The sequence below is a fragment of the Deltaproteobacteria bacterium genome, from assembly GCA_016874775.1.
Classification (GTDB): domain Bacteria; phylum Desulfobacterota; class Binatia; order Bin18; family Bin18; genus VGTJ01.
Map to the genome: position 1 here is coordinate 1 of VGTJ01000055.1, position 24,825 is coordinate 24,825.

The following is a 24,825-nucleotide window of genomic DNA, read 5'->3' on the forward strand; positions in this document are numbered from 1 at the left end:
CTCCTTCCTGCCCCAGCGGACCTTCCTGGGAGGAGAACCTATGGGGTGCGTGACGGGCCTGCACGCCGGATCGCTCCGAAGCTTTTCGGGTCGCACGGCCAGCGGCCGTGGTTTCAGCTAGGAATGAACGAAGAGCTGATAAGCCACACGGTCATGCAAACGATCGCCTGCCCAATCTGCCACGGGAACAATCTTTCTAAGTATATCGATGCGCCGAACAGCCGCATCAGCGGCACGAGCAAAGTAGACAAGTGCAACACGTGTGGCATGATCTTCACCAACCCACGGCCAGACCTCCCCGCCACAAAGGACAATCCCGATCCCGATATGGAAGAATTTGCACCAGCGTTCTTGGACAGGCAGGAAAGTAACGCGCCATTCATTCTGAATCTTCTCAGCAAATACACCACCGGACGCCGTCTGTTTGACTTCGGGTGTGGTAATGGACTGCTCGTGACACATGCTGTCGATGCAGGATGGGATGCTGAAGGGCAGGACATTGGCAAGTCTTTAGTAGCAGCGGGAAACAAGTTCTTTAACTTCAATCGCCTCAGCGCTGAGCCGTTGAGTAGCTATGTTCCCCCACGCATCGGAAAGTTTGATGCTATTGTGGCGTGGCAGGTTTTTGAACATGTCGATCGCCCTGTGGAGATTGCTCAGCAACTGCTTCCTTTGTTAGCTTCAGGTGGCATCTTCCTTATCGACGTGCCGAATGCACATCAATTGCAAGAATTGAAAACGCGTGGCAGCACCCTTCACCCGAATAGCCAGTGGAACCACTTCACAACCCACACACTGTCGGCATTGTTGGAGCGCATCGGTTGTAAGGTGATTTATTGCTCCGGTGCTCCGGCACTGCTCGGGTTATGGAAAAAGCTCGGTGCCGGAAACAGTTTTGCGCTTGCGCATCTCGCTAAGCGTATCCTTCCTCCGATAGGAAGTGGTGTGTGTGCCATTGGTCGTAAAAAGGGTTAACATTCGCCGCTATTTCCCAGGGCCTTGAAAAACCCGGCTATCGCCGCTTGCCACGACGCGGACACCTTTGCCTCACGTACGTTTGGATCGCTTCAGGCTCTTGCGGCTCTGGAACACCGCGCGTATGGTTTTGCTCACTATGCCAATATCTACAGCTGCTGCAACTTTACGAGCGCTGTTACGCAGGCCGGGCCCAGCGTTGGTCCTTGGTGCCCATGATGCATTATCAGCGAAACTTGCGGAAGAAGCCGGGTTTGATGCGATCTGGGCTAGCGGTTTCGGAATTTCAGCCGTCAGTGCCCTCCCTGACGCCAATATCCTCACAATGAGTGAAACGCTGGATGCCGTGCAGCGTATGGTTGAAGCCGTGCATATCCCTGTCATCGCCGATTGTGACAACGGCTTCGGAAACGCAATCAATGTTATGCGCACGGTCGCGCAATATGAACGCGCTGGTGTCGCCGGGCTCTGCATCGAAGATAATATCTTCCCGAAGCGTTGTAGTTTTTATGCCGGCGTGCGACGCGAACTCGTTCCAACGGACGAACACGCGCGCAAAATTCAAGCCGCGAAAGCGGCACGGAACGATCCTGACTTTGTTGTCATCGCACGCACGGAAGCCTTCATTGCTGGCTGGGGAACACAGGAAGCGCTGACTCGTGCCCGTGCCTACGCGGAGGCTGGGGCGGATGCGGTTCTCGTCCATTCAAAATCCTCAACGTTCGACGAATTGAAGGATTTTACTGATGCATGGGATAGCGCATGCCCACTTGTCGCAGTTCCAACCACCTACGCTGGCATCACTGCCAATGATCTCGCTGCAGCAGGGTTCAAGCTTGTCATCTTCGCTAACCAAGCGTTGCGAGCTGCGGTGAAAGCGATGCGGGAATCACTTGCAGTGCTAAAAGCGGAAGCTCGCCCTGCCGCTGTCGATAATCGCATTGCGACGCTCCCTGAAATCTACGAACTGGTTGGTGTCCCTGAGTTACAAACGAACGAGAAGAAATTCCTGCTCCCCGGTGGCCATGAGGTCACTGCCGTCATTATTGCGGCGGGCTTTGAAGAGAACTTGCTACCGTTGATTGAAGATCGCCCCAAGGCGATGCTGGAGATCAAAGGTAAGACCATTCTCGAACGACAAATTCAAGCACTCAATGAATGTGGCGTAAAGGATGTTGCCGTAGTCCGTGGCTACCGTAAGGAACAGATCAACCTTCCCAATATTCGCTACTACGACAATGATCGGTTTCGTGACACCGGCGAGCTCGCCTCACTCTTTCTCGCAGAACAGGAAATGGCAGGACGTTTCCTGTTCCTGTACTCAGACATCATCTTCGACCCTGCCATTCTCGAAAAGCTCTTGAAGTCTGAAGCCGATATTAACGTTGTTGTTGACCGCGCGTGGGGGGATCAGCCTCACTCCCAGGAAGAACTGCATGTGAGGAAGCCAGACCTGGTGATCACACACCAGCCGCCACAAAAAGATTATCGTTTCTTACCGACGACGGAAGGAACAACGCTGGCAAAGATCGGTCGTACCCTCAATGCCAATGAAGCTGACGGAGAATTCATCGGCCTGGCAATGTTCTCCGAAGACGGTGCGCGTTTGCTGCGCACCGTCCATCAGCAGTCACGCCAACGGTCCCAGACGCGGAAGTTCCACGAGGCAGACTCGTTAGAGCGCGCGGCATTCACCGACATTCTACAAGAGATTATCAACTGCGGCGGAAAGGTTGCTTGCGTAGACACGTATAAAGGCTGGTTGGAAATCGATACGTTCGAGGACTACCGCCGGGCGTGGGCGAAGGTGAAATAGCTGTCAGCAGTTAGCCTTCAGCTTTCAGCGAAAAACGAAGAAAGGGGTTCTTTTTGTGTGGCTGACCGCTGATTGCTGAGCGCTGATTGCCAGCATGATTGAGGATTTAACTGATGCACTTTGAACACATCGACCAACTGCTTAAAAGTGAGTACGCCTTCTTCTTACGAGAGAAAAATAACTGGAGCCTCACCGCTAGCCCGCAGGACCTTGAACTCGTAGCGCATGCACTACGAGTTCTCCTGCACGCGAAGACAACACCGGATTTTTTGCCTGATTATCTCGCTCTCGTCGATTACCAAAATACTGATGGCGGTTGGAGTCCGTTCTCTGCTGACAATGAAAGTACCGTATGGGTTTCTGCGTTTTGCGGACTCATGCTCATTCGCGGCAATCGGTTACTGAAAAACGAGCAGATCAGTAAGTCCGTGCAGCGTGCGATCGATTACTTCCTCGACACGCAAAAAGCCGATGGTCATTGGGTCGATCCACGCTGGGCTGACCTCGATACCACTAGCCACCCTGTGAGTTTCTTTAATGTTGTGCTCGGATTACAGGAACCGTATCGCCGAGCCGATGTCCTGCGTTCGTGGGAACGAGGTGGTCGCTTCATCATTGATAATCAGAGCGCTGACGGTGGCTGGTACGACGACGATTTTCATCCCTCAGGGGTCGAAATTACCGCTCACTTAATTCAAGACGCGGTGGTGGCAGATCTGGTCATTGACCGCCGCCTCAGTGGAGCGCAAGAATCCTGCGCCAAAGGTGCGACCAAGCTCTATGAATGGCAAGCTCAGGACGGCTCATGGGATGGCGAGAATGTTGATCACACCATGGACTGTACCCGCTCCCTGATGGTTGTCACCCGCATTCTTAACGATCCTCGTGCAGAAGAGGTCATCATACGCGGCCTGCAATGGATCTTCACGCATAAGAATGAACATGGTTGGGGCGACTTTCCTGGTGAAGAAACCAACCTTGAACGCACCTGTGATGGCCTCGATACGTTACTGAAGTATAAGGCGTATCAAGGCAACGATCGCCAAGAGGTCATACGGTTATGGGGATACATTCCGTAAAACGTAACGCGTGAAACGTAAAGAAGAGAAGCAGACTGATCTCCACTTTACGTTTTACGTTTTACGTTTTACGTTCTTCGACCATGCCCGAACAATGGCTCGAAGCCTGTCCTGTCGATGAGCTGCCGCCCGGTAGCCGCAAACTCGTTAAGCTCAACGGTATCGAGATCGCTCTTTTTAATATCAACGGTACGGTGTTCGCCATCAAGAATCGCTGTCCACACCGTAGTGGTCCGCTGATTCGCGGTTTTACCGATGATGCTGGTGGAGTCAAATGTCCAATGCATGGCTGGCGTTTCGACCTCCGCGACGGAAGCAGCGAGCGTCCAGCCCAGGCAACCGTTTATTCCGTCAAGATGGAAAATAACCTGCTGTACCTCTCGCTCTAACCTGCTATTCTTTTCTTTAGCCGTTGGCTATGGAATAAACCCCATGCAGCCGGAGTTTGAGTTAGCAAGGGAGACCCTAGATGCGGAACCGAGCATCGTTTGAACAGGAGGCTCTTCCCCATATCGAGGCTTTGTTGCGTACCGCAGCACGGATGAGCGGCGATCGCAGCCGAGCTGAAGATGCCGTGCAGGAAACATATCTGCGCGCTTGGCGGTCGTTTCGCACCTATCAGCCGGAAACGAACTGTCGGGCCTGGTTGTTTAGAATCCTCCTGAATGTGTTGAAGAAAGCGGCAGGGAAAAAGCGACACGATCCCCTCACCGAGGCAGAAGACGTAGAAAACGTCTCGGGAAAAGTGATCCCTTTATTCCCACTCAGCGAAAGTGGCGACCGCCATGATCTTCTGGCTGCGATGAACCACCTAGCACCAGAGTTTCGCGATGTGTTGTGGCTCGTAATCGTCGAGGGGTTTGCCTATAAAGAAACGGCTCAGATTCTCGATATCCCCATAGGAACGGTGATGTCGCGACTGTTTCGCGCACGACGGGAGTTACGTCGGTTTTTGACTCCTTCAACCTCCGCAAAAGGGGGAGAAAGATCTTCTGGCCATGGAATGTAAAGATATTCAGAAACTACTGAACCCCTTTATCGATGATGAATTAGGCGCACAGGATACCTTTAGTGTCGCTGAGCATCTTGATAATTGCCCCGCCTGTCTGCGAGAGATGGAGGCTATGCGGAGTCTCGACGAACAACTCCGGCAGATAGGACGAACGCCGATTGATGGTGTCGAAGAGCTACAGGACCGCATTCTCGACAGCATTTCTCCTCAGAGCTGGATTCGTCGCTGGCGCGTGGCTGGGATCGCTGCTGCGGTGCTGTTCTCCCTCGTCCTTGGTCGGCAAATCTTTTCTGCCCCGTCAGATCCAGAAACCGCCGCGTTTAGTGCGGCTTTGATTGCCGAAGTGCAGTTGAACAATACCCAACCCTTCTCCCTCTCCTGGCTTGATCCCCAAAGCCTCAAAGATGTCTTACGCGAGGAAGGATTGGAAGATGTCCCAAACCTGGCTCCTGCCGGCTTTCATCTTGAAGGGGCGCGACTCAGTAACCCGCTCAGCCACATGTTTTTACAGCTCGTGTATCGCAACAAAGACCAAGAGGTATCACTCTTTGTGTCGAAACGTTGGAATCGCCCATTCTCAGGTGTGGTGAAACGCGATGGGTTCTCGATCGTTCCGCTGGGGATCCGCGCGGTCTATCTCGTAACAGAGGAAACGTTGGTAAACGTCGGCGATATGCGTGAACTTGCCCAAGAAGAAATTGACGCCCTGTCAGCGTGATGCGCCCGTTAATGGCCCCAACGCACCTGGATATAGAACCAGCCGGTCTCGCGCATCACCCACACACATCCCTCGTCCATATTGGGTGGAAGAGCAGTCACGACTTCAAGCTTTTCCACATGCGGCCATGCGCGCGGAGAATTGGTCAGTAAGCCATGCCCACAGCGCCGGCTACGTTCAGCCCCCTGCGCAAAACGCTGCCAGAGATCAACATGTTCAGAAATTTTTTCTTGCGGCACCTGATACGATACAAAATCTTCCTCAAAGGAGCCGGTGAGCGCTGGTGGACGAGCACTGACACAGGTCAAGCCCTCCGCCGGGATCCAGGTTTCCGAATCACCAGGTAAACATTCTCGTGCGGCTGCGCCTGAGCGAGTTTTTTCCCCAAAGACAAGTGGATAGATCGTAAGCCCCCCCACTAACATCGCCATTACCAGTACGAGACTTCCGTATCTCTCGAGAAATCGATCGATCGAGTTCCACACCTCATCTCCCATACTCCACCTCACTGAATCGCCAGACATCTCCGATATGGCACTACAATCTTTCCTTCTATAGGTACTGGTTTTAGACTTCTCCTGCAACTCATAGCAAACGCTTCGCAGCGAATAATACAAAGGCCCAAAACTCTTATCGGAATGAGCCCTTGCTCTTCCACGAGAAAAGCAAGGGTCTTTCTAATAGCACTTGCCTTAGCACGTTTGTCTGCTACCCTGACCGCGCGTAATCGGAGGGAGTACCCGAGAGGGAGGGTATTATGTCGCAATATGTCGAAAGCCCGGAAGCGGCACAGGTTGTTGAAAACCGCTCCCAGTTAATTGATTATTTCTATCAAGCAGGAAAGCCTCGCGAAGCGTGGCGACTCGGCACTGAGTACGAGATGGTTGGTGTGTCTCGTCGTAGTGGTCGAGCAGCGCGGTACTCCAGTCAACGCGGTATCGAGCGTGTGCTGTTTCGTCTTGCCGATACCTTGGGTTGGGAACCTGTCGAAGAAGAAGGACATGTCATCGCCTTGCGTGGTGAACGGGCCAATATCTCCCTGGAACCCGGAGCACAACTCGAACTGTCTGGCGAGCAATGCGAAACGATCCATTGTGCCAACATCGAGTTACAGAAGCATTTCAAACATCTCTTGCCCATCGCCGATGAACTCGATTTAGCTTTTCTCAACCTTGGCATGCAGCCAGTGAGTCCGCTTAATGACATCCAGTGGATTCCTAAAACGCGTTACCGTTTCATGGCACCGTACATGGAACAGGTCGGGACCCTCGGTCATCGCATGATGAAGCAGACGGCATCAATTCAAGTGAACTTCGACTTTAGCACCGAAGCCGACGCGATGATGAAATTCCGCGCAGGGATGGGTCTGGTTCCGATTCTTACGGCCATGTTCGCCAATTCGCCAATCTCAGACGGCAGCCTCAACGGTTTTCTCACCATGCGTGGCCATGTATGGACCGATACCGATCGCCGTCGCTCTGGGCTTTTGCCATTTGCGTTTTCTGAGCGAGCAAGCTTTGAAGACTATGCGGAATACGCGCTGAATGTCCCGATGTACTTCATCGTGCGTCATGGTCGCTGGATTGATATGACCGGTATTCGTTTCCGTGATTTTCTCACCGACGGTCACAACGGTGACCGCGCCACGATGGAAGACTGGACCCAGCATCTGACGACACTCTTCCCGGAAGTTCGCATTAAGAAGTATCTCGAAATTCGCTGTATCGACCAACAGCCCGCCGACCTGATGTTGGCAGTTCCAGCCTTATGTAAAGGCATTTTTTACGAAAACGATTGCCTGCTGGCTGCTTGGGATTTGGTCAAGAAATGGGACTGGGAAGAGCGTGTGGAAGCATACTTTGCTTCACACCGCCAAGCGCTTGGTGTCCGTGTCCGTGGCATCACCCTTTTAGATTATGCCAAAGAGTTACTTGCAATCGCCTGGTCTGGACTCGAACGTCACAATCAGTGCAACACCAAAGGCGAGAATGAAACCATTTACCTTGAACGTCTGCGCGAAGAGCTAGCCAAAGGGCAGTGTCCGGCTTACGGTGTCATCGAAAAATGGATGGGGGAGTGGAACTACGACATTAAGCGACTTATTGAAGGTACCGCATATCGGGTATCGGAAGAGGAAAAGTAACTCCTCCAACACCACTAGAGTTCCCTCGTCTCTTCTCTTATGAAGAGAGCAATGGCTGCCATCCGCCAGAACCGAGGGAACTATGCAGTGTCTACAATGTCACAAAGAAAATAAAACCGGGAGAAAATTCTGCTCGGCCTGTGGTTCTGCACTGCCGCTCTCGTGTCCCTCCTGTGGCTTTGAAAATGAACTCGATGACCAGTTCTGTGGAGGCTGCGGAAAGGCTATCGTTTCCAACTTTCTCGCTCCATCTGCAAGCTCCCAACCCGCAGTAAATCCCAAGCACTGGACTCCCCACCATCTCGCTGAGCGAATTCTTGCAGAGCAGACAGATATAACGACTCGCGCTAGTACTGATGGCGAACGCAAGACCATTACCGCACTCTTTGCTGACGTGGCAGGTTTCACCACGCTAACCCAAGCCCTGGACCCCGAAGACACGCGCCAGCTCATCGACCCTGCACTGCATTTGATGATGGAGGCTGTGCATCACTACGATGGCTATGTCGCTCAATCATTGGGTGACGGTATCTTTGCCTTGTTCGGTGCGCCGCTCGCTCATGAAGACCATGCCCAACGAGCACTCTATGCTGCACTGCGTATGCAAGAGGAGATGCGCCACTATGCTGACCGCTTGCGCCTGGAAAAAGGGACCCCCTTACAAATTCGTGTCGGCATCAACACCGGAGAAGTAGTCCTACGCTCGATTCGCAAAGGCGATTTGCATGTCGATTACGTTCCAGTCGGCTACAGCACCAACCTCGCCTCGCGGATGGAGAATCTCGCCACGCCAGGCTCTATCATTATCAGCCATCACACTTACAAATTGATCGAAGGCTATTTTGAGTGCAAATTTCTCGGCGAAGCGCAGGTCAAAGGGATCGATCAGCCTGTACCCATCTATGAAGTGTTGAGTGCCGGTCCCTTACGTACACGCCTACAAGTCGCTGCTCGCCGTGGATTGACGCGGTTCGTCGGGCGCCACAGCGAAATGGAACAGATGCAGCGCGCTTTCGCTCAAGCGCAAACAGGCCAGGGCCAAATTGTCGGCGTCATGGGTGAACCCGGATTAGGAAAATCTCGGCTGTTTTACGAATTCGTGCGGACGTATTGCCATACGCCCCAACAGACGCAATCTGCTTGCCTCGTGTTACAAGCCTATGCGGTCTCGCATGGCAAAGTCTCGCCGTATCTGCCTGTGATCGAACTGCTCAAGAGTTACTTCCAGCTGCAACCACAGGACGACGAACGCACCCGACGTGAGAAGATTGGTGGCAAAGTCCTGATGCTCAATCGTAGCCTCGAAGATACGCTGCCGTATCTGTTTGCTCTGTTGGGGGTCACCGACACGCAAGCCGCTCTGCAACAGATGGACCCGCAGATCCGCCGACGGCGGACGGTTGACGCACTCACGCGCTTGTTCCTGAGTGAAAGCCTCAACCAACCCCTACTCTTGATCTTTGAGGATCTGCACTGGATCGACAGCGAGACCCAAGGGTTTCTCGATACACTCACCGAGAGTATCCCTTCCACACGAATACTATTATTGGTGAACTACCGCCCCGAGTATCGACACGCGTGGGAGGCAAAGACCTCTTACCTGCAACTACGCCTTGCACCATTTGGCAAAGCCGAAGCCGAAGAATTTCTTGACGTGCTGTTAGGTGCGGCAACGGTCGAGACGTTGCAGGCAACGTCTCGACAACGCCTCAACCAACTCATTCTGGACAAAACCGAAGGCACGCCGTTTTTCATGGAAGAGATTGTGCAGGAACTGGTAGAACAAGGTGTGTTAATCCGCGACGGCGTAGAGGCAGGTTTGACACCTGTCCCTCCCCTGCATTCCCAACCGGATTTGCGTATTCCAACCACCGTCCAAGGTGTCCTTGCTGCCCGCATTGACCGACTCGCGCCAGACGAGAAAGCGTTCCTGCAACAACTGGCAGTCATCGGGCGTGAATTTCCCTTGAGCCTTGTCAAAGAGGTGATCGCACTCCCAGAAGACGACCTGTATCGCCTACTCTCAGCTCTCCAACACAAAGAGTTTCTCTACGAACGACCTGCGTTTCCCGAGGTCGAGTACCATTTCAAACATGCACTGACGCAAGAGGTGGCATACAACTCGGTCCTCGTAGAGCGGCGCAAACCACTGCACGAACAAACGGCGCGGGCGATTGAGCAACTCTATCTCGATCGCTTAGAGGAGCATTACAGTACCGTAGCGCATCACTATAGTCACAGTAGTAACACTGAAAAAGCTGTGACCTACCTCCAGAAGGCGGCCCAGTACGCGGCCCGACGATCTGCTCACGCCGAGGCTATTGACCATCTGACATCTGCTATACAACTAGTGATATCTTTGCCAGACATCTCTGCATACCCCCAACGAGAACTTGACTTACAGTTGGCGTTAGCCGCTTCCCTTCAAGTGACACGAGGGCCTTCTGCCCCTGAAGTAGAACGCGCATACACACGAGCACGGGAATTGCTCCAGCACCAGGAGGAAACTCCACAACTCTTTGCTGTTCTTCGCGGCTTGTGGGTGTTGCAGCATGTACGGGCAAATTTAACTGCCGCACGCGAGATTGGCGAGCAGCTTCGCGGCATCGCAGAACGAACCCACGATGCGGCGCTCTTACTCGAAGCTCATCGCGCCCTCGGAAGTACGTTGCTGTGGTTAGGAGAATTTTCTTCGGCCTGTACCCATTTGCAACGCGCGATGGCCTACTATGATCAGCAGATGCACCACGCTTTAACTCTGCACGGCGGAGCAGACCCCGGAGTTGCCTGCCTCTGCGAGCTTGCCCGTGTTCTCTGGTTTCTGGGATATCCAGATCGAGCCTTACAGCAGAGCCAGGCAGCGCTCACGCTGGCTCAAAGCTTGACGGATCCATTCAGCCTCAGTTACGCACACGTCTTTGCAGCCGGGCTTCATCACCTCCGTCGCGAAGGTCAACCTGCTCAGCATCAAGCTGAAGCAGGGATCGCACTTGCCCACGAGCATGGTTTTTCTGCATTGGTATCGGCAGGAACGATTCGACAGGGGTGGGCCATCGCAGAACAAGGAGAGGCAGAGCGAGGGCTGCAGCAGATACGGCAGGGATTGATGGCTAGACAAACAGTGAGGGCAGAGCTAGCGCAACCGTATTTTCTCGCGTTACAGGCCGAGATCTATAGAAAACTAGGAAAGATCGAACAGGCGATGACCTTTCTCTCTAAGGCTCTCACCGCCATGTCTGCCAGTGAGGAGCATCGCCTCGAAGCTGAATTGTATCGTCTCAAGGGGGAACTAGTCTTACAGTCCGGCGTCCGGCGTCCGAAGACCCCAATACCCAACACCTAGCACCTAGCATCCCTGCGGAGGCAGAAGGGTGTTTCCTCAAAGCCATCGACATTGCGCAAAAACAACACGCCAAATCGCTTGAACTGCGTGCCACCCTAAGCCTCGTTCGGCTGTGGCAACAACAAGGTAAACAACGGGAAGCGCACCGGCGATTATCCACCCTCTACACATGGTTCACCGAAGGCTTCGACACCAAGGACTTATACGAAGCGAAAGTGCTTGTTGAGGAGTTGGGTCATTGATCGATCAAGGCTGAAAGAATGTCGAACGTTGTGATCATTGGTGGCGGGTTCGGCGGTCTGTACGCTGCTCACACGTTGAAAGACGCTCCTGTCCAAATCACGTTGATTGATCGTCGTAATTTCCATCTTTTCCAACCGCTACTCTATCAAGTCGCGACGGGATGGCTTTCTCCTGCAGACATCGCCTCTCCATTGCGAGCGGTGCTCAAACGTCAGAGTAATGTTAAGGTGCTGTTGGCAGAAGCCACCGACATCGACGTTACCAATCGTCGCGTTGTCCTCACTGATGGAGAGGTACAGTACAACACCCTTATTGTCGCGACTGGTGCACGACATCATTATTTTGGCAATGCACAATGGGAACAATTCGCCCCGGGCCTCAAGACGATTGAAGACGCTACCGAGATCCGACGCCGCATCTTGTTCGCTTTCGAAGCAGCCGAGCGTGAGTCTGATCCTGAACAAGTGCGGAGCTGGCTGACGTTTGCGATTGTTGGCGGCGGCCCGACCGGTGTGGAGTTAGCAGGGACCTTAGGGGAACTCACCAAAGACACGCTCCGACATGACTTCCGTCATATCAATCCAGCCGAGTCTCGTATTTTATTGGTGGAAGGAACTGACCGCATTCTTCCGGCGTATCCAGCTGAACTCTCTGCGAAAGCAACAGAAGCCCTGGCTCGATTAGGCGTCACGGTTCTCACCGGCGCGACCGTAACCAACATTCAACCAGATGTCGTTGTCATCCGCAGAAATGAGCAAACCGAGAATATTCCGACGCGCGCGGTAGTGTGGGCGGCAGGAGTGCAAGCATCTCCTCTTGGTCGTATTCTTGCTACGGCAACCGGCGTCGAGCTTGATCGTGCTGGTCGTGTCATGGTGGTACCAGATCTCAGTGTCCCTGGACATCCCAACATCTTTGTCATCGGCGACCTCGCGCACTACCGCAACCCACAGGGACAACCACTTCCTGGGGTTGCTCCTGTGGCGATGCAACAGGGACACTATGTCGCTGAGGCGATTCAGCACCGTTTACGTGGGCAAACGCCACCACCATTCCGCTATCACGATCGCGGTAGCATGGCGATTGTAGGGCGAGCCGAGGCCGTAGCTGATATTAACGGCTGGCGTTTTTCCGGCTTGCTTGCGTGGCTGGCCTGGCTCTTTATTCATCTGATCCATCTCGTCGAGTTTGAGAATCGCATCCTCGTGCTTATCCAGTGGGCATGGAATTATTTCACTCGCAACCGTAGCGCGCGATTGATCACTGGAGAACCTTCATCACAGTCCTCGGAGAAAACGTAGAATCAGCGCCGTCGCTTCGGCGGGCTTTTCCATCTGCACCCAATGCCCTGCGCCTTCGACAAGTTCAATGAAGCGCAGGTCGTCAAAGGCTTTCGTAAACGACGTACGCCAGTTGGGATCGAAAAGAAGGACATCGTCTTGCGCCCCAGCTGCGAATGCCGCTGGCTGTATGAATCGTTTTGTTTCTAACTCAGGAGTAATACTGTTGTTCGTCGGAATGTTGCGATACCAATTGATTGGCCCGCGGAAGCCACTCACTTTGTACTACTCAACGTAGTAATCAAGATCTTCACGCGAGAGCCACGAGGGAAGCTGCTTGGGCGTCAACATAGCATCGAGGACTCCGCTCGTTCTTGGATGTTCCAACTGTTTCATGAAGCTTGCTGGTGGCGCATCAGCAGAAATCGTGTAGTAGATCGACAGCAGGCTCCGTTCGAGATCTCGCTCAATCTCAGCTTCGGCAATCCCTGGTTGCTGGAAATAGCGGATGTACCAGAAGCGATCATCCATATCAGGAGGATTCACTGTAGTGGCTGACATACGCCAAAACGGCACAGACAACCCCATCACTGCTCGGCACGTATCCTGGTGCAACAGCGCCGTGTTCCACGCTGCAACACAACCCCAGTCATGGCCGATCACAATAAACTGCTTGTGACCTAGCGCCGGAGCGATACCCGCGACATCAGCCGCGAGGGTGCGAATGTTATAGTCGCTAATCGCAGGCGGACGATCACTGCCGCCATAGCCACGCTGGTCGGGCACTGCGACTTGAAACCCTGCTTCCACCAGCGGATCGATTTGATGTCGCCACAGATACCAGCACTGCGGAAATCCATGCAGCAAAATCACCAGTGGGCCTTCCCCTTCAACTACCGTACGTAGGCGAACTCCATTAGTTTCAATCATGCGAAAGTTGCGTTGCTTCATACCTAATCTCCTCAAACCATCTGTCGAAACGCTTTGCTTATTCCGACCTACTTTCTGGCCCCCTTCATGCAAGTGCAAAGCGTTGTCAGCAGGGTCGTCACTACGGACGAATCGGATAGAGCTTCAGCGCATTGTCCCACAGAATCTTCTTCTTACTTTCAAGCGATACGCCTGGCACTTCTAGCATCTCTTTGACCGCAACCTCGTACCGGCGTCCTTCTGGGTGGCTGAAATCGGTGGCGGTCACAATGTTCTCGTCGCCGAGATACTCGATCACTTGCTTGATTCCTGGATCGTCTGGGTCGGCGGCAATGAAACACTGCCGCTTGAAGTAATCCATTGGATGCATCTTTAACCCTGGGATATCTAAGCCGCGGAAACCACCTTGCACGCTGGCCGAAAGCCGATCAAGCCAAAACGGCACCCACCCAGCACCGGACTCCAAATGCACGACTTTGAGCTTGGGGTGACGATCAAGTACGCCACCCATAATCAGCGCGGTGGAAGCAAGGATATTCCCGATAGTGAACGCCACTGTCGTTTGCGCCGTGCGTAATCGCGGCAGATAGTAATAGAGCATCTCGTCTGCGTCAGTCCCTGTTCCGGTGTGAACCGCAAGCGGCACGTTCAGATCCTCTAACGTATTCCACAACGGTTCGTAGAAATCGTCATAGAGTCGGTGCGGTCCGACCGGGACTGGATTGATATGCACGGCCTTGAAATTGAACTCTTTCACACAACGGCGCGCTTCACGGGCAGCTTCTTCGGCATCGCGTAAATCCACTGACGCCGCACCAAAGACACGACCTTCGGTCTCCGAGCAGAAATCGTGTAACCAGTTGTTATAAGCACGGCGATAGGCAGCAGCGCGATCAGCTTCGAGATCAGGGACAGCGGTTGTCAACAACCCCGCCGAGGGATACACGACCATGTAATCGATCCCGGTGCGCTCCATCGCCAATTTATACATCTGCGGTGGAAATCCCTGGCGGGCGAATTCTGCGTAGGCATCATCCTGACCAGGCAAGGCAATCCGCGATCCCGCTTCAAGCGAAGCAAAATGCGAATGCTTGTCGATACTATTGTTCCCGGTTAACGGATCACGACCAAAGGGCATGAGGTACTCACCGCCATTCGGTGCAGGAATTTTCAACTCGAAACCAAAACCTAAGGGGTCGCCTTTGTAGTCAGCGCAAGCGTAAGGCATGCGATCACGAAATTTTGGCTCCAGGTATTTTTCGAACATGTCGACTGGTTCTATGACATGGGCATCACTATCGATAAACGGTAAACGGGTAGTCATGATCTTTCCTCCTTATGAATGCACTTAGCCCTCAGCTCACAGTTGTCAGTTAACCGAAGAAGCCATCAGCGATCAGCAGTCAGCCAAACAAGGATGGAACAAACAATTTACTGGAAAAGCTGAAAGCTGATTCCTGACAGCTGACAGCTGTCCGATAAGCTGATTGCTCCTCTTCCTATCGTGCCCAGCGTGGAAAGGCAAGGTTTTCTTCAACTCGCATTAAGCATGGCTAGACCGCTCTCCAGCTTTCGTGCTATGAGCGGGGCAGTTTGCCGTGTCTGGTGAAGGAGGGTTCACGCATGGACATCAGTAAAGACAAACTGTTGTGGATCTATGAACGGATGCAGCTCATACGTACCTTCGAAGATCGTGTCAAGGTCGAGTTTAGCAACGGCAAAATTCCTGGCTTCGTTCATCTCTATGCTGGAGAAGAGGCGGTTGCTGTCGGCATCTGCGCACATCTGACCGATGCCGATTACATGACGTCAACGCATCGTGGGCATGGGCATTGTGTTGCGAAAGGTGTCGACCCACACGGCATGATGGCTGAGTTGTTCGGCAAGGCGACGGGCACCTGCAAAGGTAAAGGCGGCTCGATGCACATCGCTGATATGGATAAAGGCATGCTTGGTGCCAATGGTATTGTCGGCGGCGGCCCGCCCCTCGCCTGTGGCTCGGGCCTTTCAGCCAAGCTGAAGAAAACAGACCAAGTCACTATCTGTTTTTTTGGTGACGGCGCGTCTGAACAAGGAACGCTCCACGAAAGTTTGAACTTAGCCGCAATTTGGAAACTGCCGATTGTTTTTGTCGCCGAGAATAACGGCTATGCAGAGTCTACACCTGCCCATTACCACTGCAGTGTGGAAAATATTGCCGACCGCGCGGCAGCGTACAACATGCCGGGCATTACCATTGATGGGAATGATGTCTTTGCCGTGTACGAATCCGCAGGCGAGGCGATACGACGGGCACGCACGGGACAAGGGCCAACGTTGCTAGAATGCAAAACCTATCGTTTCAATGGCCATTTCGAGGGCGATGCGCAGCTTTACAAGATTGCTGCCGATCAAGAAAAATTTCAAAAAGAACGCGATCCGATCACACTCTTTCGCGAAAGTGTCATCACCCGCGGTTTGGTCAGTGCGTCTGACTTCCAAGCAATCGACAATCGCGTCGCAACACAGATCAATGACGCAGTGAAGTTTGCTAACGAGAGCCCATACCCGGACGTCAAAGAGACGTTTACAGATGTGTATGTGAACTACTAGGTGCTAGGGCTTGGGTGCTAGGGGTTGGGTGCTGCGAGACAGAAGCAGTTCCTTTTCTAGCCCCTAGTCCCTAGCCCCCAGCCCCTTTGGCGGAGGGGCAAAGGAGGGGAACATGGCTGAACGACAACTCAACTTCGGACAAGCGCTGAATGAAGCGATGCGGCAAGAGATGCAACGTGACCCAACTGTCATTTTGATGGGCGAGGATGTCGCTGGTGGCGCGGACGTTGACCATCTCCAAGGTGACGAAGCGTGGGGTGGTGTCCTCGGAGTCACGAAAGGTTTGGTCAAAGAATTTGGCCGTGAGCGCATCATCGACACGCCAATTAGTGAATCCGGCTTCATCGGTGCGGCAGTCGGTGCTGCCGTCACAGGTCTACGTCCCATCGCTGAAATGATGTTCGTCGGCTTTATGGGCGTATGCTTCGATCAACTGCTCAACCAAGGGGCAAAGCTCCGCTATATGTTCGGCGGCAAGGCGAAAGTGCCAGTAGTCATTCGCACCATTTGTGGTGGTGGCTATCGTGCAGCCGCGCAACACTCGCAAGTCTTGTATTCGCTCTTCACGCACATTCCCGGATTAAAGACAGTTATTCCAGCAACGCCGTACGACGCCAAAGGGTTGCTCATCTCATCAATTCGTGACGACGACTTAGTCATCTTCTTTGAAGATATCACTCTTGGTGCGATGAAAGGCCCAGTACCAGAAGAGCCGTACGCTATTCCCCTCGGCAAAGCCGACATCAAACGTCCAGGCAATGATCTTACTATAGTCGCGATGGGGAAGATGGTTCACCATGCGCTTAAGGCAGCTGACGATTTACAACAACAAGGCAAGAGTGCCGAAGTCATCGACCCACGTACACTTTCACCATTTGATGAAGAGACGGTGCTGGAATCGGTCAAAAAGACCGGACGGCTCGTCGTTGTCGATGAGTCGCATCCGCGGTGCAGCATGGCCTCCGATATTGCTGCAGTCGTAGCGGATAAAGGCTTCGACTATCTCAACGGTCCAATCAAGATGGTAACGGCACCGCATACACCAGTGCCGTTCAGTCCGCCTCTTGAGGACCATTACTTGCCGAATGCGCAGAAGATTACGGCGGCAGCTATTTCCCTTTTCTAGGCTCTGGGCTCTAGGATTTAGGATCTGGGATCAGGGAGAAAGGAAAGCTCTCTTCGACTAACACTCCCAGTTTCTCAATCCAAATATCCAGAGCCTAGATCCTAAATCCCAAAGCCTACCTTTATGACTGCAGTCGGAATCATCGCAAACCCCCGAGCGGGAAAAGACATTCGTCGCCTCGTCGCCCACGGTTCTGTGCTCGACACGCAAGAGAAAGTGTACATCGTGCGTCGTGCGATTCTCGGGATCGAAGGTGCCGGTGCAAACGAAGTCGTGCTCTTTCCTGATCCAGCCAACATCTGCAACAAAGCACTCGCTGGCATTGGCACTCCACTGCGTGTCACGACACGCTTCTTAGAGATGTCCGTATACGATGAGGCGGCAGATTCCACGCGCGCAGCGCAACTGATGCACGAACAAGGAGTCGCGTGTGTCATTGTCATTGGCGGCGACGGCACCAGCCGTGTCGTCGCTAAAGGCTGCGGCGCAATGCCGCTGGTTCCTCTATCAACCGGAACGAACAATGCCTTTCCACGCTTTCTCGAATCGACACTCGCCGGACTCGCGGCTGGTCATTACGCGTCTCGCCATTTGACCCTGAGTGAATTTACGCTGCCCACCAAGCGTTTGAACCTCTATCGGAACGGAACCTTAGAAGACCTGGCGCTGGTTGACGTAGCAGTCTGTGACTATCAATTCATTGGTGCTCGTGCGTTGTGGGAAGTGCACCGCCTCAAAGAACTCTTTCTGACGCAGGGACGCCCCACCAACATCGGCATGGCCTCGATTGGCGGCATGGTCCACCCGATTCATCCTCAGGAGGATGGTGGGCTGTATTTGCAGCTTGGTGAAAACGGACGTCCGATCACTGCCGCAATCGCACCTGGCCTTGTGACACAGGTTGGCATTCAACGTCACATCGTTATGCAACAGAAAACACGCCTCCCTGTCAGCTTCCGTCCTTCAGTATTAGCCCTCGACGGTGAACGAGAACTACCAGTGAGAGCCGATGAGCAGTGGGAAATCGAATGGTCATGGGACGGTCCACGCGTACTCGATATTGAAAAAGTCATGGATGCAGCCTCACGGTAGTGGTTCAGTTTGGAGTGGTTTTGTAGGGGCACCTCGATGTGGGTGCCTTTTTCCTGGGTGGCCACGTGGGGTCGCCCCTACAAAGACGCATGCTTGTATCAAACTGAACCACTACAGCCTCACGCTCAGTTTGCTGAAGGCAGAGTGCTTTCCTATAATAGGCTTTTCCCCTAAAGTTCGAGAAAGTAGAAATCGATAAATTTATGGATACGTCTAAACGCCCTTCCCTTGTCCATGTCGTGAGTCACGGGCCCTACTGCCTCGATGGCGTTGCTGCTGCGGTCGCTGTCGCTCGCTACTATGCTGATACCACCGTCATCCCTCATTTCTCCGGTAATGAACGGATTAACGAAGTGATTCGTTCGATCTCTTCAGAAGACGCCCCTCCTGGCAGCGAACTGTGGATTACTGACATTTCCTGGACAGAGCAGGAAACCGACGAGCATTTGTGTCGACTCGCAGCACAAGGAGTGAAAATTTACTGGATCGACCACCACCGTACCGCGATTAAACGTTATGCCAGTGGAGCAATTCATGTCCCGTTTGCTGATAAAGTCATCAGTGAAGAGTTTGCTGCTTCTCGCCTAACCTACGACTACTTAACGCGTAAGCTCAGCACTTCATCGCAACAGAACCGGTACTTCGCGGATTTCGCCCACGCAGTAGCGATGGCTGACGATACCGATCGCTGGATTCATGCCATTGCCGGGTCCCGTGAACTGGCGTGGACACTGCGTAAGCTCGGCGAACACGACCGCCTGGATGGGTATGAGGCTATGCTGCACATTGATGCGGCGGTTACCTATACACCCGCCATGCAAGCTGCTTACGATAAAGTCGCAGACGAAATTCGCAACAGCTTCGCTCTGGCAGACCGCAGCCGCGTGAGCATTCCGGTTCCTGGTACTCCGTATACTTTGGTAACCGCGGTATGCGATGGCTATCCAAGCGAAATTGGTGATGCCTGGGGCAAACAGACGACGCAGACCGTATTCGCGTTCTTTGATTTGACTGGTGAGGGAGTGAGTCTCCGACGGTCGCTCGACTGTCAAGCAGATCTATCTATCCTCGCGCAAACCTTTGGTGGCGGTGGGCATCCAGCTGCAGCCGGATGCCGCCCAAAAGAACTCCCTCGACTGTTTGCCGATGCGATGGCGCGGTTGCTCGCCACCGCTCTTCCTGCCCTCGCTCGATCAGAACGTTAGCCCATGAGTGAACCCAGCCCTCCGCGTTACGAACGTCGGCAATGGATCGGCTTGTTCCTTGGTCTTGGTGTCTTCTTTCTGTGCCTCCTTCTTCCTCCCCCGGCGGGAATGGAAACTCAAGCCTGGCGTATGGCTGCAGCTACTGCACTCATGGCTGTATGGTGGGTCAGTGAGGCTGTCCATCCATCGGTAACCGCTCTCGTTCCACTGGCATTGTTCCCATTCCTCCACATTCTCACTCCGCAGGAGGTCTCAGAGGCGTACGCGGATCACGTCATTTTTCTTTTTCTCGGTGGGTTCATCATCGCTCTGGCGATCGAAAAATGCCATCTCCATCATCGCCTTGCCCTTCAGGTTCTCAATCGTGTTGGTGCATCACCACAGTCACTGACGCTCGGTATCATGGTGACCACGGCGGCAATCTCGATGTGGGTTTCTAATGTCGCTACGACGTTGATCATGCTGCCGATCGCGTTAGCCATTCTCGATCATGCCGAATCTCAAGGGTATGACACCAAAAAAGGCTTCGGAACCGCACTCATGCTCATGATTGCGTACGCTGCGTCAATCGGTGGCGTTGGCACGCCTGTTGGCACGCCACCAAATGTGATTTTTCTCGGTGCTTTTACCAAGCTTTTTCCTGATGCTCCCACAATCGGGTTTTTGCAGTGGATGCTGTTTGGTGTCCCCGCGGCAGCGTTGTTAACGGTTATCACATGGGCGTATCTGACCTACATCTCCTTTCCGTATCCTGCTGCAGGCTGGCAAGCAGATAAGCAATTTCTCCGCACTCGCCTGCAGGCACTCGGCCCGATGAGCAGTGAAGAAAAGAAAGTCGCACTGATCGGAGCCATAACAGCACTGTTGTGGATCTTTCGTGCCAAGCTCCCCCTTGGGAGTTTTACCATTCCAGGTTGGTCGCAATTGCTCCCGCCTCCAGTCACGATACAAGATTCCACCGTCGCAATGGTCATGGCCCTGCTACTCTTTTTTATCCCGACCAAACGGAAGAGCGGGAAATTCCTGATGGATTGGGAAACTGCCGAACGTTTACCGTGGGGCGTATTGATTTTGCTCGGCGGCGGGCTTGCCCTCGCAGAAGGAGTTGAGAAGACAGGCCTGGCCTCTTGGTTAGGAGGCCAACTGTCCTCCCTCGGACAACTCTCACCGTTGAGTGTGATTTTCTCGGTTACCCTGCTTACGGCTTGGGTCACGGAGTTTGCCAGTAACACCGCGACGACGACACTGATAATGCCGATTCTGGCTGCTACCGCACAGGCATTGCAAATGGACCCTTTACTCTTAATGATTCCGGCAACATTCGCTGCATCAGTCTGTAACTTCATGTTACCTTCGGCCACAGGCCCGAATGCAATCGTATTCACCAGTGGCCATGTCACCGTGCCGCAAATGGTACGCGCAGGCATTGGGCTCGATATTATCGGCGCAGTGATCTTGACGATCCTCGTCTATCTGGTTGGCATCTTTGTCTTTGGCATTTCTCTCGATACGCTTCCACCCTGGGCTCGTTAACAGACAGGACGCCCGTCCTTGATCTTGCGTCCTCCTCTGGCAAGCTAACAGCCATGAAACAACAATTTTTGTCTTTGTTCGGCCGACTCGTTCTTCTGGCGCTGATTTCCGCTTGCGGTGGCGGAGGTGGGCAAGAATCAAGCAAATCCGCACAACCTGCCACGCCACTCGATCTGTCAACGGTAGGAACGATCTCCGGTATCGTGCGTTTTGAAGGCACACCACCGGAACAATCTGTCGCTCAGCTGAGCGGCTGGGCGGAGTGTGCTTCTCAACATCCGCAAGGAAACCCGCTCGCAGGCGACGTGCTAGTAAAAGACGGGAGAGTTGAGAACGCGCTTGTGTATATTAAAGATGGATTAGGAAACCGCGTGTTTGCGACCCCGAGCGAAGCGGTAAGCGTAGACCAGAAAGGCTGTATCTTTCTGCCTCGGGTCGCTGGGGTTCAAGTCGACCAACCCCTGAAGTTCTTAAATAGTGACGCTCTTGCCCACAATGTCCATGGCTCTCCCCAGACCGCTAAAGCGTGGAATATCAGCTTGAGTGTGAAGGGGATGTCACGCTCAGTGAAAATTGATAAGCCCGAAGCGGTCATCGAAGTAAAGTGTGACATTCATCCGTGGATGCGAGTCTATGTCGGCGCATTCTCTCATCCGTACTTTGCGGCGAGCAGCAGCGATGGCTCGTTCACGCTGCGCAACCTTCCACCAGGTGAGTACACCCTTGAAGCCTGGCATGAGCGCTTCGGTACCAGGTCACAGAAAGTATCGCTTAGCGCAAAAGAAACGAAAGAAGTCGAGGTAAAGTTCGGGGGAAACTAACAGGGCTCGGGAGTCGGGAGCCGGGGATCGGTTTGCTTTCACCAACCCTCACCCCCTACCCCCTCCTCATCAGGGTAGGTTTTTTATCCAAGCCTCAATTGGCGCGGATTTCCCCTCGTGAGGATCCGCGTGTTCGTCATGCCCGCGCAGGCGGGCATCCAGGAGCTTCACCCCTGAACGATTGCGTATTCTCCCTGGCTTCCCGCATTCGCGGGAATGACGTCTCGTCTTTTCTCAGCGTAAAAACCTACCCCTAAAAGCCTACCCCCTCCCCCCCAAATCACGGCCAGGTCTTCGCCACATTCGGCCCAAGTTTGAACAGCAGCACGTACGCTACGGCGGCGCCCACAGCGATAACGATCAAGAACCAGGGAAAGAACGTGATGCTGGGATAGTGTCCTGCCCCAGCAAACATGCCGAACAGCATAGGCACGGATAAGAACGTGTTCACCCGTGAGGCGTAGAGAGCCGTCTTCGCCACATATGGCTGCTCGGGCGGTGTCAGCCCTTCTTTCACCCAGGTGATGAGTTTTTGCTGAGCGGGCCAGATGACAAACCAGACGTTAAACCACATGATGCTGCCAAAGAGCGCGCCCAAGGTGATCCAATAGCCAGCCTCAGAACCTAACAGCCCCGCGTCTCCATGCAGTCCACTGCCAAGAACGTTGTACTTCCAGATGATCATCAACCATCCAGACAGGAAGGTGAACATCGCCCCCCAACGGAACCAGAACAACGCACGAGGCATCAGTTGAGGAACGACCTCTCTCCGGGTCGATGCCTGGAGCGCAGCCGTCACATGCGCATTCACCAAATTGAAAAAGAGCAACATGCCAATCCAGATAATGCCCGCGACCAAATGAATCCAACGTAACAGCGCCTGCACCACATCATGCATATCGACAATCATGACCATCTCCTCTCAAACGTTACTCGCCAATTTCTCCAACTGCCTTGTTTTCCCCGTCGTTTCCCTCTTTTACGGCCTCACCATCCCGTTCCCCCCTTTGCAGAATGTTTCGTCCGACACCCAAGGCTACGTCCGCGGTCCGTGTTGAGTTGGCGAAGAACGCCGTCGCGACGCTCGACGTTGTCCACATTGCGGGCAGAGTCCGTGAATCGCCAAACTGTGCTCAAGGACGACGAACCCTTTATTCACCAGCGGTGTGACATTCATCTGCCGGTCTCGCTTGAGCCAGATGTCTTCGACGCGACCACATCGGTGACAAATAAAATGATCATGGTCTTCAAGTGTCGGATCATAGCGAGCACTGCGGTCACCAAAGTGAACCGTACGGATCTTCCCTTCTTCCGTCAGCCGTTGCAGATTGCGATAGACTGTTCCGAGACTCACACGAGGTGACGATTTTCGCACTCGTCGATAGACCTCCTCAGCACTGGGATGGGAATGATCCCCTTTGAGTGCCTCATACACGGCAGTCAACTGCCGGGTCGTCCGTTTGCGAATGTTCCTTGTCATGCACAGCCCTTTCGCAACGACCAAATACTTCCTGGCTGACCTTTACACTTACAGTTCCGCGGCCAAAGATTGTCGTGTTGTTGCTGGCAACCGGACTTGAGCTTGATAGTTGGGATGGGAAATCACAAGACGCACCTCGTCCGTTCCCGCACGAAAGGCGGCTCGTGCTTCAGGTGGTAAAGGAAAACGCACATACTGTACGGCACTGAGATTGTCTTCCGTACTTCGACCACCCTCGAAAACTCCGGGTACGTTGAAGCGCGTCCCTATCTGTAGCGATACCGCTTTATCGAGACCAATCAGTTTCACCAACTCCGGTCGAATCTGGTCTTGTTCGGTAATTTCGATCAGCAGCGTTGACGACAGTTCTCCTTCACCAGGAATCAATTCATTGTAGGTGTCAACTTCAAAACGAATCTTATCAATGTCGGTAATGCGTTCCGCCCGTAACATCTCCTGAATCTGAAACAGGACGGTGTCATGATTCTCGAAGATGAGTGTGATCCGATCACCAATCGAGACACGGCGGTGTTTCTTCAACTCGATGATGCGACGACGAAAGTCATCGCGGATTTTTTCATAGCGTTCAGCACCGACGATCTCGTCGAGCACCACCTTTTGCATCAACAGCTCCTGGTCTTACGTGTGTCCTGGATTTCTCGTCCACTTGCAGGAACGGGGTCGTCTTCAGCTCTGGTCATTCTACCGACGCGAGAGAAACGTCATGCCCGCAGAAGCAGGAATCGAGGAGGTGAATCCAGGACTTCTCTTGCAACACCCTGGATGCCCGCCTACGCGAGGCATGACGTACGACATCGGACCACAGAACATTCGTACAGTTGGGGTAGCGTGCGCTGTGCGCATGACGCGCTTGTCAGCGTTGATTCCCGTGCGCATAGCGCACGCTACGGTCCCTCCGGTGACAACCCAAAGTGTACCAATCTCGTGTGGTTTGATTTCGCGTTCAGCAACTGTTCTCTACAAACATACGGAAGCGAGAAAGTTCACTCCCTATGCCTTCAGTGTATCCAGGCCTTTTCTGAAACGGCCAGCGTGCGATTTCTCGGCACGGGCCAAGGTCTCGAACCATTCGGCAATTTCAGCAAACCCTTCATCGCGAGCGGTTTTCGCAAAGCCCGGATACATTTCCGTGTACTCATACGTTTCTCCCGCCTCGGCGGCTTGCAGGTTTCTCTCGGTATCTCCGATCGGTTTCCCAGTCGCTGGATCACCAACTTCTTTCAAGAAATCGAGATGACCGAACGCGTGACCAGTCTCGGCCTCTGAGGTATCACGGAACAAGCCACCCACGTCTGGATACCCTTCGATGTCAGCGCGACGAGCGAAATACAGGTATCGACGGTTAGCTTGAGATTCACCAGCGAACGCGTGTTTCAAATTTTCGTGTGTTTTCGAACCTTGCAGGGACTTTGCCAT

22 protein-coding genes and 1 pseudogene are annotated in these 24,825 nt (G+C 53.5%); 15 read left to right on the forward strand and 8 right to left on the reverse strand.

Annotation, left to right across the window (positions count from 1 at the left end; genetic code table 11):
- The first annotated feature begins 45 nt into the window (after positions 1–45).
- From FJ147_11380 to FJ147_11405, 6 genes are all read left to right on the forward strand, one after another.
- Positions 46–975 carry a class I SAM-dependent methyltransferase gene (locus tag FJ147_11380; GenBank protein MBM4256481.1) on the forward strand — a complete coding sequence of 310 codons (930 nt, stop codon included), beginning with the start codon at positions 46–48 and terminating at the stop codon, positions 973–975.
- A 139-nt stretch (positions 976–1,114) separates the two neighbouring features.
- The gene (locus tag FJ147_11385) at positions 1,115–2,791 is read left to right on the forward strand and encodes a phosphoenolpyruvate mutase (protein ID MBM4256482.1); all 1,677 of its coding nucleotides are present in this window, start codon (positions 1,115–1,117) and stop codon (positions 2,789–2,791) included.
- A 113-nt stretch (positions 2,792–2,904) separates the two neighbouring features.
- Positions 2,905–3,870 (forward strand): terpene cyclase/mutase family protein, encoded by a 966-nt coding sequence (locus FJ147_11390; protein ID MBM4256483.1) that lies wholly within the window; start codon positions 2,905–2,907, stop codon positions 3,868–3,870.
- Between the two features lie 83 nt (positions 3,871–3,953).
- The gene (locus FJ147_11395; protein MBM4256484.1) at positions 3,954–4,259 is read left to right on the forward strand and encodes a Rieske (2Fe-2S) protein; all 306 of its coding nucleotides are present in this window, start codon (positions 3,954–3,956) and stop codon (positions 4,257–4,259) included.
- An 80-nt stretch (positions 4,260–4,339) separates the two neighbouring features.
- Positions 4,340–4,879: a sigma-70 family RNA polymerase sigma factor gene (locus FJ147_11400; GenBank protein MBM4256485.1), complete on the forward strand. Its 540-nt coding sequence runs from the start codon at positions 4,340–4,342 to the stop codon at positions 4,877–4,879.
- A complete protein-coding gene (locus FJ147_11405; GenBank protein ID MBM4256486.1) occupies positions 4,869–5,600 on the forward strand; it encodes a hypothetical protein in 732 nt (243 codons plus the stop codon). Before FJ147_11400 ends, FJ147_11405 begins: the two co-directional genes overlap by 11 nt.
- Positions 5,601–5,608: 8 nt before the next feature.
- On the opposite strand, the gene FJ147_11410 is transcribed toward FJ147_11405, so the two are convergent.
- A complete protein-coding gene (locus FJ147_11410; GenBank protein ID MBM4256487.1) occupies positions 5,609–6,097 on the reverse strand; it encodes a hypothetical protein in 489 nt (162 codons plus the stop codon).
- A 260-nt stretch (positions 6,098–6,357) separates the two neighbouring features.
- Between FJ147_11410 and FJ147_11415 the strand changes: the two genes are divergently transcribed.
- From FJ147_11415 to FJ147_11425, 3 genes and pseudogenes are all read left to right on the forward strand, one after another.
- Entirely contained in the window at positions 6,358–7,743 is a 1,386-nt protein-coding gene (locus FJ147_11415; GenBank protein MBM4256488.1) for a glutamate--cysteine ligase, read from the forward strand.
- Between the two features lie 82 nt (positions 7,744–7,825).
- A pseudogene (locus tag FJ147_11420) lies at positions 7,826–11,328 on the forward strand (hypothetical protein).
- An 18-nt stretch (positions 11,329–11,346) separates the two neighbouring features.
- Positions 11,347–12,630, forward strand: a complete 1,284-nt coding sequence (locus FJ147_11425; protein ID MBM4256489.1) for an NAD(P)/FAD-dependent oxidoreductase — start codon at positions 11,347–11,349, stop codon at positions 12,628–12,630.
- On the opposite strand, the gene FJ147_11430 is transcribed toward FJ147_11425, so the two are convergent.
- From FJ147_11430 to FJ147_11440, 3 genes are all read right to left on the reverse strand, one after another.
- Positions 12,607–12,888 carry a hypothetical protein gene (locus FJ147_11430; GenBank protein MBM4256490.1) on the reverse strand — a complete coding sequence of 94 codons (282 nt, stop codon included), beginning with the start codon at positions 12,886–12,888 and terminating at the stop codon, positions 12,607–12,609. The genes FJ147_11425 and FJ147_11430 overlap by 24 nt on opposite strands.
- Positions 12,889–12,894: 6 nt before the next feature.
- Positions 12,895–13,560, reverse strand: a complete 666-nt coding sequence (locus FJ147_11435; protein MBM4256491.1) for an alpha/beta hydrolase — start codon at positions 13,558–13,560, stop codon at positions 12,895–12,897.
- 100 nt (positions 13,561–13,660) lie between these two features.
- Positions 13,661–14,863, reverse strand: a complete 1,203-nt coding sequence (locus FJ147_11440; protein ID MBM4256492.1) for an amidohydrolase — start codon at positions 14,861–14,863, stop codon at positions 13,661–13,663.
- A 299-nt stretch (positions 14,864–15,162) separates the two neighbouring features.
- On the opposite strand from FJ147_11440, the gene FJ147_11445 reads away from it, so the two are divergent.
- The 6 genes from FJ147_11445 (at position 15,163) to FJ147_11470 (ending at position 21,908) form a co-directional block, all read left to right on the forward strand.
- On the forward strand, positions 15,163–16,131 hold the full coding sequence (locus FJ147_11445) for a thiamine pyrophosphate-dependent dehydrogenase E1 component subunit alpha (protein ID MBM4256493.1): 969 nt from the start codon (positions 15,163–15,165) through the stop codon (positions 16,129–16,131).
- Between the two features lie 112 nt (positions 16,132–16,243).
- A complete protein-coding gene (locus FJ147_11450) occupies positions 16,244–17,257 on the forward strand; it encodes an alpha-ketoacid dehydrogenase subunit beta (GenBank protein ID MBM4256494.1) in 1,014 nt (337 codons plus the stop codon).
- Between the two features lie 123 nt (positions 17,258–17,380).
- Positions 17,381–18,349 (forward strand): ATP-NAD kinase, encoded by a 969-nt coding sequence (locus FJ147_11455; protein MBM4256495.1) that lies wholly within the window; start codon positions 17,381–17,383, stop codon positions 18,347–18,349.
- Positions 18,350–18,552: 203 nt separating this feature from the next.
- Positions 18,553–19,554, forward strand: coding sequence for a hypothetical protein (locus FJ147_11460; GenBank protein MBM4256496.1), 1,002 nt, complete (start codon positions 18,553–18,555; stop codon positions 19,552–19,554).
- Between the two features lie 3 nt (positions 19,555–19,557).
- Entirely contained in the window at positions 19,558–21,087 is a 1,530-nt protein-coding gene (locus FJ147_11465; GenBank protein ID MBM4256497.1) for a DASS family sodium-coupled anion symporter, read from the forward strand.
- 53 nt (positions 21,088–21,140) lie between these two features.
- The gene (locus FJ147_11470) at positions 21,141–21,908 is read left to right on the forward strand and encodes a hypothetical protein (GenBank protein ID MBM4256498.1); all 768 of its coding nucleotides are present in this window, start codon (positions 21,141–21,143) and stop codon (positions 21,906–21,908) included.
- 280 nt (positions 21,909–22,188) lie between these two features.
- Here FJ147_11470 and FJ147_11475 read toward each other — a convergent pair whose 3' ends face one another.
- From FJ147_11475 to FJ147_11490, 4 genes are all read right to left on the reverse strand, one after another.
- The gene (locus FJ147_11475; GenBank protein MBM4256499.1) at positions 22,189–22,824 is read right to left on the reverse strand and encodes a hypothetical protein; all 636 of its coding nucleotides are present in this window, start codon (positions 22,822–22,824) and stop codon (positions 22,189–22,191) included.
- Positions 22,825–22,944: 120 nt separating this feature from the next.
- Positions 22,945–23,388 (reverse strand): transcriptional repressor, encoded by a 444-nt coding sequence (locus FJ147_11480; protein ID MBM4256500.1) that lies wholly within the window; start codon positions 23,386–23,388, stop codon positions 22,945–22,947.
- Between the two features lie 48 nt (positions 23,389–23,436).
- Positions 23,437–24,012, reverse strand: a complete 576-nt coding sequence (locus FJ147_11485) for a DUF3501 family protein (GenBank protein ID MBM4256501.1) — start codon at positions 24,010–24,012, stop codon at positions 23,437–23,439.
- A 387-nt stretch (positions 24,013–24,399) separates the two neighbouring features.
- Positions 24,400–24,825 carry a rubrerythrin gene (locus tag FJ147_11490; GenBank protein ID MBM4256502.1) on the reverse strand — a complete coding sequence of 142 codons (426 nt, stop codon included), beginning with the start codon at positions 24,823–24,825 and terminating at the stop codon, positions 24,400–24,402.

Excerpts from the sequence above, each read along its gene's own strand:
- FJ147_11385 (MBM4256482.1), top strand. The coding sequence starts at position 1,115 with ATGCCAATATCTACAGCTGCTGCAACTTTACGAGCGCTGTTACGCAGG.
- FJ147_11390 (MBM4256483.1), top strand. The coding sequence starts at position 2,905 with ATGCACTTTGAACACATCGACCAACTGCTTAAAAGTGAGTACGCCTTC.
- FJ147_11395 (MBM4256484.1), top strand. The coding sequence starts at position 3,954 with ATGCCCGAACAATGGCTCGAAGCCTGTCCTGTCGATGAGCTGCCGCCC.
- FJ147_11400 (MBM4256485.1), top strand. The coding sequence starts at position 4,340 with ATGCGGAACCGAGCATCGTTTGAACAGGAGGCTCTTCCCCATATCGAG.
- FJ147_11405 (MBM4256486.1), top strand. The coding sequence starts at position 4,869 with ATGGAATGTAAAGATATTCAGAAACTACTGAACCCCTTTATCGATGAT.
- FJ147_11410 (MBM4256487.1), bottom strand. The coding sequence starts at position 6,097 with ATGGGAGATGAGGTGTGGAACTCGATCGATCGATTTCTCGAGAGATAC.
- FJ147_11415 (MBM4256488.1), top strand. The coding sequence starts at position 6,358 with ATGTCGCAATATGTCGAAAGCCCGGAAGCGGCACAGGTTGTTGAAAAC.
- FJ147_11425 (MBM4256489.1), top strand. The coding sequence starts at position 11,347 with ATGTCGAACGTTGTGATCATTGGTGGCGGGTTCGGCGGTCTGTACGCT.
- FJ147_11435 (MBM4256491.1), bottom strand. The coding sequence starts at position 13,560 with ATGAAGCAACGCAACTTTCGCATGATTGAAACTAATGGAGTTCGCCTA.
- FJ147_11440 (MBM4256492.1), bottom strand. The coding sequence starts at position 14,863 with ATGACTACCCGTTTACCGTTTATCGATAGTGATGCCCATGTCATAGAA.
- FJ147_11445 (MBM4256493.1), top strand. The coding sequence starts at position 15,163 with ATGGACATCAGTAAAGACAAACTGTTGTGGATCTATGAACGGATGCAG.
- FJ147_11450 (MBM4256494.1), top strand. The coding sequence starts at position 16,244 with ATGGCTGAACGACAACTCAACTTCGGACAAGCGCTGAATGAAGCGATG.
- FJ147_11455 (MBM4256495.1), top strand. The coding sequence starts at position 17,381 with ATGACTGCAGTCGGAATCATCGCAAACCCCCGAGCGGGAAAAGACATT.
- FJ147_11460 (MBM4256496.1), top strand. The coding sequence starts at position 18,553 with ATGGATACGTCTAAACGCCCTTCCCTTGTCCATGTCGTGAGTCACGGG.
- FJ147_11465 (MBM4256497.1), top strand. The coding sequence starts at position 19,558 with ATGAGTGAACCCAGCCCTCCGCGTTACGAACGTCGGCAATGGATCGGC.
- FJ147_11470 (MBM4256498.1), top strand. The coding sequence starts at position 21,141 with ATGAAACAACAATTTTTGTCTTTGTTCGGCCGACTCGTTCTTCTGGCG.
- FJ147_11475 (MBM4256499.1), bottom strand. The coding sequence starts at position 22,824 with ATGGTCATGATTGTCGATATGCATGATGTGGTGCAGGCGCTGTTACGT.
- FJ147_11480 (MBM4256500.1), bottom strand. The coding sequence starts at position 23,388 with ATGACAAGGAACATTCGCAAACGGACGACCCGGCAGTTGACTGCCGTG.
- FJ147_11485 (MBM4256501.1), bottom strand. The coding sequence starts at position 24,012 with ATGCAAAAGGTGGTGCTCGACGAGATCGTCGGTGCTGAACGCTATGAA.
- FJ147_11490 (MBM4256502.1), bottom strand. The coding sequence starts at position 24,825 with ATGGCAAAGTCCCTGCAAGGTTCGAAAACACACGAAAATTTGAAACAC.